We start from the raw sequence: 16,265 nt of genomic DNA, 5'->3' as shown, positions 1-16,265 counted from the left end.
CCCCGAGAGGAACCAGAGTGACCGAGGACGAGTTCGACGACGTGGTGCGGAAGCTGGATCTGGAGCAGAAGGTGAGGCTGCTCACCGGCGCGACCGCGTGGCGGACCCACGCCCTGCCCGACATCGGCCTGCGCTCGATCGTCACCTCCGACGGGCCGATCGGCGTCCGGGGCATGGGATGGGACGAGCGGAGCACCTCCCTGACCCTCCCCTCCCCCACCGGCGTGGCCGCGAGCTGGGACGAGGACCTGGTGGGACGGCTCGGCGTCCTGCTGGCGGCCGAGGCCCGGCGCAAGGGCGTCGACGTGCTGCTGGCGCCCACGATCAACCTGCACCGCTCGCCGCTCGGCGGCAGGCACTTCGAGTGCTACTCCGAGGACCCGCTGCTCACCGCCCGCATCGGGGCCGCCTACATCAGGGGCGTGCAGTCGCGCGGGGTCGCCGCCACCGCCAAGCACTACGTCGCCAACGACTCCGAGACCGAACGTCTCACCCTGGACGCGCGCGTGGACGACCGGACGCTGCGCGAGCTGTACATGGCCCCGTTCGAGGCCGCCGTCGAGGCCGGGGTGTGGGTGGTCATGGCCGCCTACAACGGCGTCAACGGCGCCACCATGACCGAGAACCCGCTGCTGGCCGAGCCGCTGAAGGGCGAGTGGGGCTTCGACGGCATGGTCGTGTCCGACTGGGGGGCGGTACGCAGCACCGTCCCGGCCGGGCGCGCCGCGCAGGACCTGGCGATGCCCGGCCCCGACGGGCCGTGGGGCGACGCGCTGGTCGCCGCGGTGCGCGCGGGCGAGGTGCCCGAGGAGGCCGTCGACGAGAAGGTCCGCCGCCTGCTGCGCCTGGCCTCCCGCGTGGGCGCGCTCTCCCCCGGCGACGTCCTGGACGACGCGGGCACGGGGGCCTCCGGCGCACTGGACGGCACCGGGCCCGAGGGCACGCCGCACGACCCGACCACGCACATCGCGCCCACCCCGCGCGACGCCGAGAGCCGGGCGCTGCTGCGCGAGGCCGTCGTGGCGAGCACGGTGCTGCTCCGCAATGAGCGCTCGGTCCTCCCCCTGGACCCCGATCGGCTGCGCAGGGTCGCGGTGATCGGCCCCAGCGCCGCCGCGCCGCGCATCCAGGGCGGGGGCAGCGCCGGCGTCTACCCGGTCTCCAGCGTGTCCCCGCTGGACGGCATCCGGGACGCCCTCGCGGGCCGGGCCGAGGTGGTCCACGCGACCGGGGTGCACATCTCGGGCCGTCCCACCCCGTTGGACCTCGAGAACTCGTGCGACCCGCTGACGGGCGAGCCGGGCGTGCTCGTCCGGCTGCTGGACGCCTCCGGGGCGGAGCTGCACGCCGAGCACCGGCTGACCGGGCGCATCCTGGAGCCCGCGCTCGTCGACGGCTCGGCCACGGTGGAGATCGCCGCCCGGCTGTGCGCCCACGCCACCGGGACGTGGAACCTCGCCGTCTCCGGCTGGGGTCACGTCTTCCTGTCCGCCGACGGGGTGACGCTGATCGACGAGGAGGTCGAGCGGGACACCGACGACCCGGCGACCGTGCACCTCACTCCGCCCTACCGGCACGCCACGCTGGCGCTCGCCGCCGGCCAGGAGGTCGAGCTCGTCGCCCGCCGCCGCCTCGACCCCGACAGCGGCCTGGCCTCCGTGCTCGCCGCCGACCCGCCCAGGGGAAGCGACGAGGAGGAGTTCGCCTCGGCGGTCGAGCTGGCGGCCGGCGCCGACGTCGTCGTCCTGGTGGTCGGCACGACCGAGGAGGTCGAGAGCGAGGGCTACGACCGCACGGACCTGTCGCTGCCCGGCGACCAGGACGCCCTGGTCCGCGCGGTGGTGGCGGCCAACCCCGACACCGTCGTGGTGGTCAACGCGGGCGGCCCGGTCGCGATGCCGTGGCGCGAGGAGGTGCCCGCCGTGCTGCTGAGCTGGTTCCCCGGCCAGGAGTACGGCGACGGGCTCGCCGAGGTGCTCTTCGGCGACGCGGAGCCCGGCGGGCGGCTGCCCACCACGTGGGCCGGCCGCGCCCTGGCCGGCACCACGCCGGTGGACGGGGTGCTGGAGTACACCGAGGGCCTGGACATCGGCCACCGTGCGTGGCTGCGGGAGCCGGACGCCCCCGCGTACTGGTTCGGCCACGGCCTCGGGTACACCACCTGGGAGTACGAGGGCCTGACCGCGCCCGGGCACGCCGAGCCCGGTGAGCCGTTCACGGTGCGGGTGCGGCTGCGCAACACCGGGGAGCGTGCGGGGTCGGAGGTCGTGCAGGTCTACCTGTCCCGGCCCGAGAGCGCGCTGCCGCGTCCCGCCCTCTGGCTCGCCGGTTTCGCCAAGGTCCACGCCGGGCCGGGGCAGGCCGTGGAGGCCGAGATCGAGGTCCCGGCGCGTGCCGTCCAGCACTGGTCGGCCGACGCCGGCGCCTGGCAGGGCGAGCCCGGCGCGTTCACCGTGCTGGCCGGCCGGTCCGCCGGGGACCTGCCCTTGCGGGGAACGGTGGGGACCGATACGGTCACGTCCGTGTGACATACGAGGCCACGGCGGGTAAGAGCGTTGGAGAGCGCTCTCCCGCCATGCTATAAAGTCCACATGAGCGAAGGTCGCCCGCCCGTGCCGGCATCCCCCACCCTGGAGGACGTGGCTCGCGCGGCGGGCGTCTCCCGCGCGACCGTCTCCCGCGTCATCAACGGCATCCGCAACGTGGACCCGATGATCCAGGAGACGGTCAGGCAGGCGATCGCCGAGACCGGCTACGTGCCCAACCGTGCCGCCCGCTCCCTGGTCACCCGCCGCACGGGGGCGATCGCCCTGATCGTCTCCGGCGCCGGCGAGGAGAGCGGGGAGAACCCCTTTCACAGCCAGGTCTTCGCCGACCCGTTCTTCGGCCGCGTGGCCAGCGGCGTCGTCGGCTTCCTGCGCCCCCGCGGCATCCACCCGATCCTGATGTTCGCCGAGACCGCCGAGGCGCGCGCCCAGGTCATCGCCTACCTCCGCCAGGGGAACGCCGACGGGGCGGTCCTGGTCTCGACCCAGGCGCAGGACCCGCTCCCCCGCCTGCTGGTCGACGCCTCGCTGCCCGCCGTGCTCTTCGCCCGGCCCGCCGAGCCGATCCCGATCAGCTACGTCGACGTCGCCCACCGCACGGGCGCCAAGCTCGCCGCCGACCATCTGGTGGCCAGGGGCCGCCGCCGCGTGGGAACCATCAGCGGGCCCCTGGACGTGCCGGCCAGCCAGGACCGCCTGTCGGGGTTCCGCGACGCCATGGCCGCCCACGGGTACCCGTACATTCCGTGCGTCGAGGGGAACTTCACCCTCAACAGCGGCGAGGCGGCGATGGAGCGGCTGCTGGCCGAGCATCCCGGCCTCGACGGCGTCTTCATCGCCAACGACCTGATGGCCCAGGGCGCGCTGCCCGTGCTGCGCCACCACGGGCGCAGGGTGCCGGACGACGTGGCCGTGGTCGGGTTCGACGACAGCAGCGCGGCCACCGCCAGCCGGCCGCCGCTCACGACGATCCGCCACCCCGTGGAGGACATGGCGGCCGAGATGGCGCGGCTGCTGCTGGCCCACGTCGACGACCTCGACCAGCCGGTCACCTCGATCATCTTCGAGCCGTCCCTGGTCATCCGCGATTCGGCCTGACCGCGACCGGCCGCGGGCCTGACCGGGATCGTTCCCGGCCCGCCCGCGCCGTCCGGGGCCCCGGCGAATGAAGTAGAAACTTCAAGAAATCTCGTTGAGCCCGGCATACGCGCGTACTGAGGATCGGAGCCGACGGAGCGGGCTCACCTGAGCTGTACCGATGAGCGGGTGGCCCCATGATCGGACCACGGAGGCCGACCTATGGCGCACCTTGACGCAACGCACCCGAAAGAGCCGATCCCCGGCTGGCGCATCTTCCGCAGCGACCAGGGCCGGCTCTGGGCGACCCGTGAGCGCCCCTACAACGAGACCGCCGAGAAGGCCGGCGCGTGGCGGACCGTCGACGCCGACGACGAGCCCGGCCTGTGCCGGGCCATCGCCGAGCAGGAGAGCGTGGCCGAGATGGGCCCGGTCACGGCTACTTGACGGCGCCCGCGGTCAGGCCCTGGACGAGGTAGCGCTGCAGGAGCAGGAAGCCGATGACGACGGGCACGCTGACCACCAGCGAGGCCGCCATGACCTGGTTCCAGTACACGTCGTTCTCCGTGGCGTAGCCCCGCAGGCCGACGGCCAGGGTGCGGGTGGAGTCGTCGGTCATGACCGAGGCGAACAGGACCTCTCCCCACGCCGTCATGAACGCGTAGATGGTGACCGCCACGATGCCGGGGATCGCGGCCGGGATGACCACGCGGAACAACGCGCCCAGCGGCCCGTTGCCGTCCACCTTCGCGGCCTCGTCCAGCGCCTTGGGGATGGAGTCGAAGTAGCCGACCAGCATCCAGATCGAGAACGGCAGCGAGAACGTCAGGTAGGTGATGATCAGGCCGGTGCGGCTCCCGTAGAGCTCCAGGCCGGTGGCGTTGCCGACGTTCACGAAGATCATGAACAGCGGGAGCAGGAACAGGATGCCGGGGAACATCTGGGTGGACAGCACCGTGACGGTGAAGACCCGGCGGCCGGGGAAGCGGTAGCGGCTGACGGCGTAGGCCGCGAAGATCGCCACCGTCACCGACAGCACCGACGCGATGGACGCCACGATCAGGCTGTTGCCGAAGTAGCGCGCCAGCGGGATGGTCTTCCAGATGTCGGCGAACGGCCGCAGGCTGATCGTCGTCGGGATCCAGCTGAATCCGTTCTGCACGTCCTGTAGCGGTTTGATCGACGAGCTCACCATCACGTACAGCGGGATCAGAGTGAACAGGCCGAGGAATCCGAGCCCGATCCAGCGGGCCAGCGGCAGCCAGCGCGGCTCACGCATCGCTCCTCCTCCGTGAGGTCGCCACCAGGTACACCACGGTCACCGCGAGGAGGAACAGCAGCAGCAGGACGGACATCGCCGATCCCGAGCCGAAGTTCCAGGTGATGAACGAGCTCTGGTAGATGTGCACCGAGATGAGGTCCGCCTGTTGTGGCGCGGCCTTCCCGAACAGCACGTAAGGCGTGTTGAAGTCGTTGAAGGTCCAGAGGAACAGCACCAGGACGAGCACCTGGTTCACCGGACGCAGCATGGGCAGGGTGATGGACCGGAACTGGCGCCACCAGCTCGCCCCGTCGATGGCCGAGGCCTCGTAGTAGTCGTTGTCGATGTTCTGCAGGCCGGCCATGAGGATCAGGAAGGCGAACGGCCACGACCGCCACACGCAGACGATGACGACGGCGGCGAAGCTGTTGCCGCCGATCAGCCAGAACGGGCGGTCGCCGAGCAGGTGGAGCTGGTCGACCAGGACGTGGTTGACCATGCCGGTGTCCCGCTGGAACATGAAGCTCCAGGTGATCACGCCGGCGTAGACGGGCAGGGCGTAGGGGACCAGGAAGAAGGTCCGCAGGAACCCCCGCCCGCGGAAGGCGCCCTGCATGAGCACGGCCCCGACGGTGCCGAAGAGCCACGACAGGCCGACCGACAGCGCGGTGAACGCCACCGTGATCGTGAAGGAGTGCAGCAGCGAGCTGCCCACCGCCGAGTCGAAGTCGACCGCGACCTGGTAGTTCGACAGTCCCACGAACGGGGCGGCCGACCAGTTGCGGATGAAGAACTGCGTGAGGCGCAGGAAGCTCATCCCGACGCCGACCAGCATCGGGATCACGTGGATCAGCAGTTCCAGGGCGATCGCCGGGATGATCAGCAGATAGGGAACGCTGAGACGACGCAGGCCGAACGGGATCCGTCCGGCCAGCCTGGACCGCAGCCCCCTCCTTCCCGGCGGGGGCGGACCGCCTCCCGCGAGCGTGGCGTCGCGACGCTCGTCCTGGTGAGGCGTGGTACGGGCGACCATCTAATCCTCTCGATTCGGCTGGGCCGGTCGGTGCGGCGTGGCAGGGTGGATCGTTGTCCGCCTGCCAGGCCGTCTCGTGAACGGCCTGGCAGGACGGGTCTGTGGACGGTGCCGGGGCGGGCGTCGATCGAGGCGATCGGGGGAAGGCGCCCGGCCCGGCACCGAGGGCGGTGCGGCTCAGCTACCCGGCTGCACCTGCTGGTTGGCCTGGGTCAGCTTGGCCTTGACCGACTCGTCGGTGATCGGCTTGCCGCTCGCGGCGTCCGCCCAGAGCTGGTTCATCGCCGTGCCGACCAGGGTCTCGAACTGGCTCTCCTCCGGCACCTGCGGCAGCGGCGCGGCGGTCTTGGCGAGGATGTCCTGGAACGCCTTGATGGTGGGCGTCTGGAACGCCGGGTCGTTGTAGGCGTCCTGGACGGTGGGCAGCGAGCCGTAGGTCTTGTTCAGGATCTGCTGCTCCTCCGCGCTCGTCATGAACTTCACGAACTTCAATGCGCCGTCACGGTTCTTCGTGAAGTTGAAGACGGCGAGGTTGATGCCGGCCACCATACCGTTGACCTGCTTGCCGCCCGAGCCGGGCGCCGGCAGCGGGATGGGCGCGAGGCCGTAGTAGTCGTCGCCGAGGTTCGCTGCCTTGAGCTGGGAGGCGATGGACTGCCACATCAGCATCGCGGCCTTGCCGTTGACGAAGTCGTTCACGGCCTCGGTGCCGTTGGAGTACTCGGCGTTGCTCGGGTTGACGATCTTGTCGACCGCCATCAGGTCGAGGTACTGCTTGATCGCCGCGACCTGCTGGGGCGAGTCGAACTGCGGCTTGCCGCTGGCGTCGAACAGGTCCGACCCGTGCTGCTGGCCGAAGATGAAGGCGTGGTGGGAGTTCTCGCTGACGCTGGCGCCCTCGACGGCGAGGCCCCACTGCTTGCCGTGGGTGAGCTTCTTGCCGTCGGCCACCAGCTCGTCCCAGGTCGCCGGCGGCTTGTCGATGCCGGCCTCCTTGAACATCTTCTTGTTGTAGAACAGCCCGTACGTCATGCCGTAGATCGGGACGGCCGTGGGCGGCTTGCCGGCGGCGCCGGTCGCGGCGAGGCTCGGGCCGAGGAAGCGGTCCTTGCCGCCGAGGTCGGTCAGCAGCTTGTCGTCGAACGGCAGGAAGGCACCGGTGGCCTGGAGCGAGGCGGACCAGGTGTTGCCGATGTTCAGCACGTCAGGGCCCTTGCCCGACGTGGTGGCGGCGAGGATCCGGTTGAGCAGGTCGGCCCACGGGACCACTTCGAGGTTGACCTTGATGCCGGTCTGCTTCTCGAACTTGTCCAGCTCGGGCTGGAGCACCTGCTTGTCGTTGTCGAGGCTGGTGCCCTGGTTCGACGCCCAGTAGGTGAGCGTCTTGGCCGCACCGCTGTCGGTGGTGCCGCCGCCGCTCGCCGTGCCGCCGGTGTCGCCGCCGCCGCACGCCGCGGCCGCCGCCAGAAGCGCGCCCGCGACGGCGACGTATCCGATCTTCCTTATACGCACAAGAAACCCCTCACTTGATCGCGACGACGGCCCGGTGCCGGTGGTGTCGCATTACGCCGGAGCGGCCTCGCCGCCCGATGGCGGGAAGCCCTGCACGACCGTCGAACGGCCAATACAGACCTCCCATCAGGAACTTCCGGCTCGGCCGCCCGGGAGCGTCAGAGCCGAAACTATTTTTTACGGATAATTGGTGAAATTAAGGACTTATGTGCTCGTGTTCGCCGGTCCTCCGGTGGTGTTGGTGACATGGCGGATCGTGCCGACACCGCCGAATGGGGCGATCAGGAGATCGTGGGACGCGGCGCCCGCGTTCTGGGGCACCTCGAACGAACGGTCCGCGACCATGGTGGGTTCGGCGTCGAAGGAGCCGAGGGAGGAGTGGTCCTCCGCTCCCCAGGCCTCGTGGGTGGTGCCCGGGTCCGCGGCCTTGTAGGCAGCGTGACCCTGGAGTGCCGCGTTCATCCGGCTCGCCCGGCCGGGCGGATCGCCTCGGAACTCGTCCTGGAATGAGCGGGTCCGGCCGCAGTCTCCGTTCCACACCGTCTCACACTTCTGGCGGCGCCCGGCTAACGGGCCGTACGTGATCGCGCCGTCACCGCCGAGGGCCGGTCCGGTACCCGCCGTCGCCGTCTTCCCTTGTGAGAGCGCACCGTTCGCAGCCATGGCAGGGCTCGGCGCCGCCGGGCCTGACACGGTCATCGCCAGGGAGGCGGTGAGCGGGCCCATTCGGCGCGGGCCCGGACTGCGAGATGGATGCACAGCCTCTCCTTGATACAAGGGGGTACCCGTCGATCACGGTGATGACAGGGAGGGAGAGCGCTCTCCAGACAGAGATTGTCCGCTGCATCACCTCTTGTCAACACATCGTTGCTCTCGATTTGGAAACCCCCTGCTCACCCCCCTGAAACACGTCCGCCCGGGCACGGTCACCGGGGCCGCCGGCGAGGGCTCCGGCGCACCTCCTCCACGGGAGACGACCACCCCCGTCCCACCACCCGTCTCGGGGGCCGGCCGACTCGCGGACCAGCGGATCCTTCCGAGATGGCCGGGTGGTACCTCACCCTGCGAAGTGACCTCCGAATGTGACTGAACAGCCGTTGACAGGAGCGAAACATACGCGTAACACTTTCGGGGGAGAGCGCTCTCCAATCCTCTCCCCCGACCGCCGGCAGGGCCCGTCCTGGCGCCGCCGGAGCCCGCCCGGCCCCGCCACCGGGGCCCGTCCGGGCGCCATCGGGGGCCTGTCCGCCCACCGCCAGGACCGCCCCTCCACCTGCGGCGACGAAACGCCTGGTGGCGGGAACCGGTGCCCGACGTTGATCGTTCCTGTTCTGTCATGTCACGGACGAGACAGGAGAGGAAACCGTGGTCTTCAAACGGATGCTGGGAGCGCTGGGTATCGGAGGTCCCTCGGTGGACACGGTCCTGGCCACGCCGCGGGTGCTCCCCGGCGGAACCCTGATCGGCGAGGTACGGATCAAGGGCGGCGACGCCGGCTCCGAGATCGAGTACGTCGCCCTGGGCCTGGTCTCCCGGGTGGAGGCGGAGGCCGGCGACGGCGAACACACCGGGATCGCGGAGTTCTTCCACTCACGGGTCTCGGGCGCCTTCCACCTGGGCGCCGGCGAGTCCCGCACCATCCCCTTCCAGATCACCATCCCGTGGGAGACGCCGATCACCGAGTTCGGTGGCCGGCCCGCGCGGGGCGCGGCCGTGGGCGTGCGCACCGAACTGTCGGTCGCCAGGGCCGTGGACAAGGGGGACCTCGACCCGGTGACCGTCGTCCCGCTGCCGGCGCAGGAGCGGGTGCTCCAAGCCTTCGCCCGGCTCGGCTTCGACGTCAAGGGGTCCGACATCGAGGTGGGGCGGCTGCACGGCGTCCAGCAGCACCTGCCGTTCTTCCAGGAGATCGAGTTCCACCCGCCCGGACGGTGGGCCGGCCGGGTCAACGAGGTCGAGCTGACCTTCGTCGCCGACCCCGGCGGGCTGGCGGTCGTCCTCGAGGCCGACAAGCGCGGCGGCCTGTTCACCCCCGGCCACGACTCCTTCGGCCGCTTCCAGGTCACCCACGAGCACGCCATGCGGATGGACTGGGCGGCCGAGATCTCCGGCTGGCTGGACGCCCTGGCCCAGCACGGCCACGCCACCGCCCACGACGCCCACCACCTCGGCGACCACCGCTACGGCCACCGTGATGACCACCATGGCCACTACGGCGGGCACGGCGAATACGACGACGACCACCACCGGCACGGCGGGCCGGGCTGGGGGACGGTCGCGGCGGTGGGCGCGGCCGGGGTCGTCGGAGGCCTGGTCGCCGCCGAGGCGATCGACGAGATCGGCGACTTCTTCGAGGGCGATGAGAGTGAGGAGGGCGGCGGCGACTGGTGACCCCACCCTGACCCGCGAGGCCACGCCGACTCCGGAAGCCGGGCCGCTCCGGCCCGGCTCCTGGGCCGGTACGGGCGAGCCGGGCCGCTCCAGCCGGGCTCCTGGGCCGGCACGGACGAGGGCCTGGTTCGCGTGGTTTCCGGGTGATCCGAGAGCGCCTGGTTCGCGTGGTTTCCAGGTGGTCCGAGAGGGCCTGATTTGTGTGGTTTCCGGGTGGTCTGGGAGCGGGCCCGGCCCGTTCGGGGGGCCGCCCTTGTGCTGGTGCGCCGACCGGTTACAGACTGGGCGAAGGCACGTACCCAGGAACAGGAGGTCGACATGCCGCTGACGGTACGGCGAGATCACCGTCATGAGTTCACCGTCATCTCGATCATCGGCGAGGTCGACACGAACGGTGCCTCACGGCTGGGCGAGAACATCGACGAGGCGCTACGCGACACCCGGCCGCAGCTCCTGTTCGACCTGTCCCGCATGGACTTCATCGACTCGGCCGGGCTACGGCTGCTGGTCAGGGCGTGCGACGACGCCCAGCGGTGCGGCGGCACCTGTGCTTTGTGCTGCCTGCGCCCCTCGCCCAGGAAGATCATGGATCTCACCGGCATCGGGACAGCCTTCGACATCTACCCGACCATGGCCGCCGCCCTGGCCGGCGGCCCCCTGGAAAGCCCGGCATCCCGCAAACTCTCCTGACGGCGCACTCGAAGGCGCGGTGAAACCGGCCGAGCCCGTACACCCGCGGCGGCGATGTCGAAAGTGCCGCGAGCAGCCGAGCCCGTACACCCGCGATGGCGAAGTCGAAGGTCCCGTGACACCGGCCGAGCCCGTCCCGAGCCGTACGCCTACGACGGCGGAAAGCGCCACAGCGCCGTCAGGCGAGCCCCGGCCCCCCGCGCCCCGCTCGTGCGGGACGTTCCAGGACGCGTAGTGGTCGTTTGGTGGCGGCAGGCGGGGTACGGCAAGCGGAGAGACGCCGATCGGGCCTGGGCCGCGCCGCAACACCCCCGGCACCCCGGGGACACGGGGGATGCGGGGACGCGGGGATCCCGGGGGACGCCGGGGGTCCCGGGGGACGCGAGGACGGCGCCCGCTTCCACTCCGTCCTCTCTGCCATCGCCGAGGGCGACAGCGGACGCGGGGACCTGCCCGGGGTCCTGGGGGATGCCGCCTGCCGTGCCCTGTCACCTCGCGCTGCCGTGGGTTCAGGGTGGGGTGTCGCCTCGGGCGGATTCCTGGGCGCGGATGGCGGGGAGGTCGTTGAGGCGGCGCAGGCCGTAGACGCTGCGGGCGGTGCGCGGGTTGTGCGCGAGGAGGTCCTCGTTGCGGGCGACGAACCACCAGTACCCCGAGGTGAACGGGCAGGCGTCGTCGCCGGTCCGCCGGGTGGGGCGGTAGCGGCAGTCCCCGCAGAAGTCGCTCATCCGGTTGACGTACGCCCCGCCGGCCGCGTACGGCTTGGTCGCGAGCATGCCGCCGTCGGCGTGCTGCGACATGCCGATCACGTTGGGCAGCATCACCCAGTCGTACCCGTCGACGAAGCACCGGTGGAACCAGTCGGTGAGCCGCGCCGGGTCGAAGCCGCGCTGGAGGGCGTAGTTGCCCAGCACCATCAGCCGCACGATGTGGTGGGTGAAACCGGTGTCGCGCACCTGCTCCAGCGCCCATGACAGGCAGCGGGCCTCGACGGCGCCCGCGTCCAGCTCCTCGAACCACCTGGGCAGGGGGGTGCGCGCCGACAGGCGGTTGAGCGTGCGGTAGTCCTCGCCGAAGTGCCAGTACAGGTGCCAGATGTAGTCGCGCCACCCGATGAGCTGCCGGACGTACCCCTCGACGCCGGGCAGGGCGGCGCTCCCGTCCCGGTAGGCGGCCTCGGCGGCCCGCACGCACTCCATGGGGTCGAGCAGGCCGAGGTTCAGCGCCGGGGACAGCATGCTGTGGGCCATGACCGGGTCGGCCGACAGCATGGCGTCCTGGTACGGCCCGAACAGCGGCAGCCGGTGGGTGACGAAGTGCCGCATCGCGGCCAGCGCCTCGGCCCGGGTCGCGGGGAAGGTCCTCGGGCCGTCCCTGCCGACGAAGGCGACCTCGCCGTCGGCCTCCCAGCGGTCGAGGTCGTGGCGCACCTCCTCGTCGATCTCGTCCTCCTCGGCACGCCACGCGGACACGTCCAGGCCGCCGGCCGGGGGCGGGAGGCGGTTGTCGGCGTCGAAGTTCCACCGGCCCCCGGCGGGGGCGTCGCCCTCCATCAGCACGTCGAGGCGGCGGCGGGCGTCGCGGTAGAAGTCCTCCATGAGCAGGCGGCGCCCGTCGCCCCTGCCCTCGGCCCATAGGGCGAACTCCTCGGCGGTGGTGGTGAAGCCGCGCGCGGGCAGGACGGTCACCCCGGCGCGGCTCCGGACGAAGGCGTCCGCCGCGCGGCTGGTGGGGTGGCAGACGGAGAGCGGCCCGCCGGCCCGGTCGAGCGCCTCCCCGTAGGTCCCGGTCCGCAGCGACAGCGCCCGGTCGCCGAGCTCGGCCGCCCGGTGGCGCAGCGCCGAGAGCACGAGGTGGGCCTTCTGCCGGTGGAACCGCCGCCGCCGCAACACCGACCGCGCCTCGACCAGCAGCACCGGCTGGTCGCCGGAGTCGAGGAAATGCTCGCCGAGCTGATCGGCGAAGATCCAGCGCCTGCCGTCATCCCCCATCCCCCAATCCTCGTACACCCCCCTTGCCGACCCCCCTCCGCCCCTGGTCAGAGCGTTCGGGGTGGGAGGGGGAGGGGCCGGGGGACGGCGAACGCATCCTCCCGTCCGTGGCCAGCGGAGTCGATGGTGTTCGGGGTGGGAGGAGTCAGTGGACGGCGGCGGTGGGGTGTTGGTCGAACTGGGTTCGGTAGAGCTCTTCGTAGCGGCCGCCCTCGGCGAGCAGGGCGGTGTGGGTGCCGCGCTCGACGACGCGGCCGTCCTCGATCACCAGGATGAGGTCGGCCGCCCTGATGGTGGAGAGGCGGTGGGCGATGACGATGGCGGTCCGGCCGGCCAGCGCCTCACCGAGGGCCTCCTGCACGGCCGCCTCGGAGGTGGAGTCGAGGTGCGCGGTGGCCTCGTCCAGGATGACCACGCGGGGCCGGGCCAGCAGCAGGCGGGCGATCGTGAGCCGCTGGCGCTCGCCGCCCGACAGCCGGTACCCGCGCTCGCCGACGATGGTGTCCAGCCCGTCGGGCAGCGTCAGGATCAGGTCCTCCAGCCGGGCGCGGCGCAGCACGTCCCACAGCTCGTCCTCGGCGGCCTCCGGTCGCGCGAGCAGCAGGTTGGCCCGTACGGACTCGTGGAACAGGTGCCCGTCCTGGGTGACCATGCCGAGGGTGTCGCGGATCGACTCGGAGGTCAGGTCGCGCACGTCGGTGTCCGCCAGCCGCACGGCCCCGGCGTCGACGTCGTAGAGGCGGGTCGCGAGCTGGGCGATGGTCGACTTGCCCGCGCCCGACGAGCCGACCAGGGCCACCATCTGGCCCGGCTCGGCGCGGAAGGAGACGCCGTGCAGCACCTCGACGCCGCCCCGGGTGTCCAGGGTGGCGACCTCCTCCAGCGAGGCGAGCGACACCTTGTCGGCCGAGGGGTAGGCGAAGCGGACGTCGTCGAACTCCACCGACACCGGCCCTTCAGGGACGCTCGTGGCGCGCGGGCGGTCGGCGATGAGCGGCTTCAGGTCCAGGATCTCGAACACCCGCTCGAAGCTCACCAGGGCGCTCATCACCTCGACGCGGGCGCTGGCCAGGGCGGTCAGCGGCGCGTACAGGCGGGTGAGCAGCAGCGCGAGGGCGACCACGGCGCCCGCCTCGAGCTGGCCGCGCAGCGAGTAGAAGCCGCCGAGGCCGTAGACGACCGCGAGCGCGAGCGCCGAGACCAGGGTCAGCGCGGTGACGAACACCGACTGCACCATGGCCGTGCGCACCCCGATGTCACGGACCCGCCGCGCCCGCGCGGCGAACTCTCCCGACTCCTTGGCGGGCCGTCCGAACAGCTTGATCAGCGTCGCGCCGGGCGCGGAGAAGCGCTCGGTCATCTGGGTGCTCATCCGCGCGTTGTGGTCGGCGGCCTCGCGCTCCAGCCGGGCCAGCCGCGAGCCCATCCGGCGCGCGGGCAGCACGAACACCGGCAGCAGCACCAGCGCGATCAGGGTCACCTGCCAGGAGATGCCGATCATCACCACCAGGGTCAGCGCCAGGGTCACCACGTTGCTCACCACCCCCGAGAGGGTGTCGCTGAACGCCCGCTGGGCGCCGATGACGTCGTTGTTCAGCCGGCTGACCAGCGCGCCGGTCCTGGTGCGGGTGAAGAAGGCGATCGGCATGCGCTGGACGTGGTCGAACACCGCCTTGCGCAGGTCGAGGATCAGCCCTTCACCGATGCTCGCCGACAGCCAGCGGGTGACCAGCCCGAGCGCGGCGTCGACCAGGGCGATCGCGGCGATGAGGACGGCGAGCCACACGATGACGTCCAGCGGGGAATGGCGCACGATCGCGTCGACGACCCGGCCCGCGAGCACGGGTGTGGCCACCGCCAGCACCGCCGTCACCACGCTCAGCAGCAGGAACCACACCAGCATCCGGCGGTGCCCCCGGGCGAACCCGGCGATGCGCCGCAAAGTGGCCATGGAGAACGGCCGCCGATCCTCTTGGGCGTGCATCGCGTGGTACAGCGAATGCCACGCCGTCACTTCCATGTCCATCGAGCGACCACCTTCAGGAGAACGACCAGGGTCCGAAGTTATCTGGCGCCACCGACAAATCCGGGGGCACAAGCGCGACCCTAAGACCTCAACTTAAATTGATGTCAAGGATTGTCAGGTCCCCGCAGGTGGCGGGCGCCGTCCATGAACCTCGACCGGCGCGGCCGGTCCGTCACCGGAGGGAGGTGGTCCCGTTCTCCCAGCAGGTCATGACGTGCCGCGAGAACAGCCCGTCGAGCGCGAGGCAGCACGCGGCCCCGTACAGGACGTCGCCCGTCAGCTCCGGGTGCGCGGCCGCGAAGGCCCCGCACATGTCGTGCCCGGCGATCCGCTGGTGGACGGCGTCGGCGTGGACGTGCTCGTCGTAGAAGCGGGTGGTCGTCGCGTCTCCCCCGAGCCGCCGCAGCCCCCGGCCGTACTTGGCGCTCGGCAGCGAGGACGTCATCTCCAGCGCCGCCAGGTGCCCGAGGAGGGCCCCGCGCAACCGGCGGTGCAGCCCGAACAGCGACATCACGTTGTTGACCGCCAGGGTGACCGCCGGGACCCGGTCGAGGTGCGCGCCGTAGGCGTCGTCCAGGCCGAGCCCGCGCATCGTGGCCCGGAACAGCTCGGCGTGCATCCGCTCGGCGCGCCCGCAGCCGTACTCCTCGGACTGGATCTCCACGAGCGCCGCCTTGGCGGGCCCGCTCAGCCGGGGGATCCCCCAGGTGTGCGGGTCGGCCTCCTTGAGGTGGTAGATCGACCGGTGCACGACGAACTCGCGGAACTGCCCGGGGTTCGCGCGGTGGTGCAGGAAGTCCGCGAGCGGCGGTCCACCGGCCGCCGCGAGCGCGCCGAGGGCGTGCGGCAGCTCGGCCGGCGGCACCGGGGCCGGGCGGGGGACGGCCCGCGCCAGGTCACGCTCGAACCGGCGCTCCAGGGCGTCCCTGAGGCGCAGCAGGGAGGGGTGCCACTCCCAGCGCTCGTCGACCTCGCCGAAGCCCTGGTAGTGCAGCTCGTAGCAGGCGAACAGGGCGATCTGCAGGTCCTCGTCCTCGACGGAGCCCGTCGCGGCGGGCAGGGCGACCGGGTCCAGGTCGTGCGGGGGGCGGGTCAGACGGTCGAACAGGAAAGCGCTCACCGGTCCCCGGGCCTCGGGCAGCCGTGTCGCGGGGCTGGCGCCCTCCCAGGGTCGGGCGGGGTCCGTGACGTCCACGGGTTCCATGCGTTCCTCATTCCGGCTTCCGTCCCTGCAGGCTAGGACGCCGGGGAGGTCCGGGACGGCGCGGCGCGTGCGGTCCCGGCGGCTTTGCCCGAACCCATGCCGCGGATTTGCCTCCTCCCGGGTGACCGATTTGCGACCTTGTGGTTAGTCTGTACCTGTATCGCGCCGTTTTGGCGTATCCCGGGAACCCCATCGCGACGCTCCGTCGGCCCAGGGCACATCCCCGAGGGCCTCAGATGAATCTGATACGGAGTGATTCTCAATGCTCAGACGACTCATCGCCACCGGCCTTCTGCTGACGGTGGCCATGCTCGCCGCGGCAGCCCCGTCCCTCCGCCTCGACTGGGACGACGACTGGGACGACGACGACGATTGGGACGACGACTTCTACTACTAGGTCGCCGGCGCCATAGTCACGGGCCACGCGCCCGCCGCGTGCGGGATCGGGCCACGGCACGAAAGGCCGTCGCCCCGCGAGAGATGACTCTCGCGGGGCGACGGCCTTCTCCCGGATCGGGCAGAAGCGGTAACCGC

The 16,265-nt window shown here is 71.5% G+C and carries 13 protein-coding genes; 6 read left to right on the top strand and 7 right to left on the bottom strand.

The window, feature by feature from the left end:
* The first annotated feature begins 17 nt into the window (after positions 1 to 17).
* From NYZ98_RS28325 to NYZ98_RS28315, 3 genes are all read left to right on the top strand, one after another.
* Positions 18 to 2,528, top strand: a complete 2,511-nt coding sequence (locus NYZ98_RS28325; protein WP_262846611.1) for a glycoside hydrolase family 3 C-terminal domain-containing protein — start codon at positions 18 to 20, stop codon at positions 2,526 to 2,528.
* A 63-nt stretch (positions 2,529 to 2,591) separates the two neighbouring features.
* Positions 2,592 to 3,644, top strand: a complete 1,053-nt coding sequence (locus NYZ98_RS28320) for a LacI family DNA-binding transcriptional regulator (RefSeq protein ID WP_262846610.1) — start codon at positions 2,592 to 2,594, stop codon at positions 3,642 to 3,644.
* Between the two features lie 201 nt (positions 3,645 to 3,845).
* Positions 3,846 to 4,070, top strand: a complete 225-nt coding sequence (locus NYZ98_RS28315; RefSeq protein WP_262846609.1) for a hypothetical protein — start codon at positions 3,846 to 3,848, stop codon at positions 4,068 to 4,070.
* Here NYZ98_RS28315 and NYZ98_RS28310 read toward each other — a convergent pair.
* The 4 genes from NYZ98_RS28310 to NYZ98_RS28295 form a co-directional block, all read right to left on the bottom strand.
* Positions 4,063 to 4,902: a carbohydrate ABC transporter permease gene (locus tag NYZ98_RS28310; protein ID WP_262846608.1), complete on the bottom strand. Its 840-nt coding sequence runs from the start codon at positions 4,900 to 4,902 to the stop codon at positions 4,063 to 4,065. The genes NYZ98_RS28315 and NYZ98_RS28310 overlap by 8 nt on opposite strands.
* Positions 4,895 to 5,917, bottom strand: a complete 1,023-nt coding sequence (locus tag NYZ98_RS28305) for a carbohydrate ABC transporter permease (RefSeq protein ID WP_262846607.1) — start codon at positions 5,915 to 5,917, stop codon at positions 4,895 to 4,897. Before NYZ98_RS28305 ends, NYZ98_RS28310 begins: the two co-directional genes overlap by 8 nt.
* 177 nt (positions 5,918 to 6,094) lie before the next feature.
* Entirely contained in the window at positions 6,095 to 7,429 is a 1,335-nt protein-coding gene (locus tag NYZ98_RS28300) for an ABC transporter substrate-binding protein (protein ID WP_262846606.1), read from the bottom strand.
* Between the two features lie 204 nt (positions 7,430 to 7,633).
* Entirely contained in the window at positions 7,634 to 7,891 is a 258-nt protein-coding gene (locus tag NYZ98_RS28295; RefSeq protein ID WP_262846605.1) for a hypothetical protein, read from the bottom strand.
* Positions 7,892 to 8,809: 918 nt separating this feature from the next.
* Between NYZ98_RS28295 and NYZ98_RS28290 the strand changes: the two genes are divergently transcribed.
* Both NYZ98_RS28290 and NYZ98_RS28285 read left to right on the top strand, forming a co-directional pair.
* Positions 8,810 to 9,820 carry a sporulation protein gene (locus NYZ98_RS28290; protein ID WP_316249610.1) on the top strand — a complete coding sequence of 337 codons (1,011 nt, stop codon included), beginning with the start codon at positions 8,810 to 8,812 and terminating at the stop codon, positions 9,818 to 9,820.
* A gap of 318 nt (positions 9,821 to 10,138) precedes the next feature.
* Complete coding sequence (locus NYZ98_RS28285; protein WP_262846603.1) at positions 10,139 to 10,510, top strand: STAS domain-containing protein; 372 nt, start codon at positions 10,139 to 10,141, stop codon at positions 10,508 to 10,510.
* Between the two features lie 509 nt (positions 10,511 to 11,019).
* Here the strand turns inward: NYZ98_RS28285 and NYZ98_RS28280 are convergent.
* The 3 genes from NYZ98_RS28280 to NYZ98_RS28270 form a co-directional block, all read right to left on the bottom strand.
* A complete protein-coding gene (locus NYZ98_RS28280) occupies positions 11,020 to 12,501 on the bottom strand; it encodes a cryptochrome/photolyase family protein (protein ID WP_262846602.1) in 1,482 nt (493 codons plus the stop codon).
* Between the two features lie 145 nt (positions 12,502 to 12,646).
* Positions 12,647 to 14,527 (bottom strand): ABC transporter ATP-binding protein, encoded by a 1,881-nt coding sequence (locus tag NYZ98_RS28275; RefSeq protein WP_262846601.1) that lies wholly within the window; start codon positions 14,525 to 14,527, stop codon positions 12,647 to 12,649.
* Between the two features lie 172 nt (positions 14,528 to 14,699).
* On the bottom strand, positions 14,700 to 15,731 hold the full coding sequence (locus tag NYZ98_RS28270; RefSeq protein ID WP_262846600.1) for an iron-containing redox enzyme family protein: 1,032 nt from the start codon (positions 15,729 to 15,731) through the stop codon (positions 14,700 to 14,702).
* 262 nt (positions 15,732 to 15,993) lie between these two features.
* Here NYZ98_RS28270 and NYZ98_RS28265 point away from each other — a divergent pair, with 262 nt between their 5' ends.
* Positions 15,994 to 16,128, top strand: coding sequence for a hypothetical protein (locus NYZ98_RS28265; protein WP_262846599.1), 135 nt, complete (start codon positions 15,994 to 15,996; stop codon positions 16,126 to 16,128).
* Positions 16,129 to 16,265: the final 137 nt, after the last annotated feature.

The sequence above is a fragment of the Sphaerisporangium corydalis genome (genome assembly GCF_025506355.1).
In the GTDB taxonomy this organism is placed as follows: Bacteria; Actinomycetota; Actinomycetes; order Streptosporangiales; family Streptosporangiaceae; genus Sphaerisporangium; species Sphaerisporangium corydalis.
This window is presented reverse-complemented; position numbering and strand designations above follow the sequence as displayed.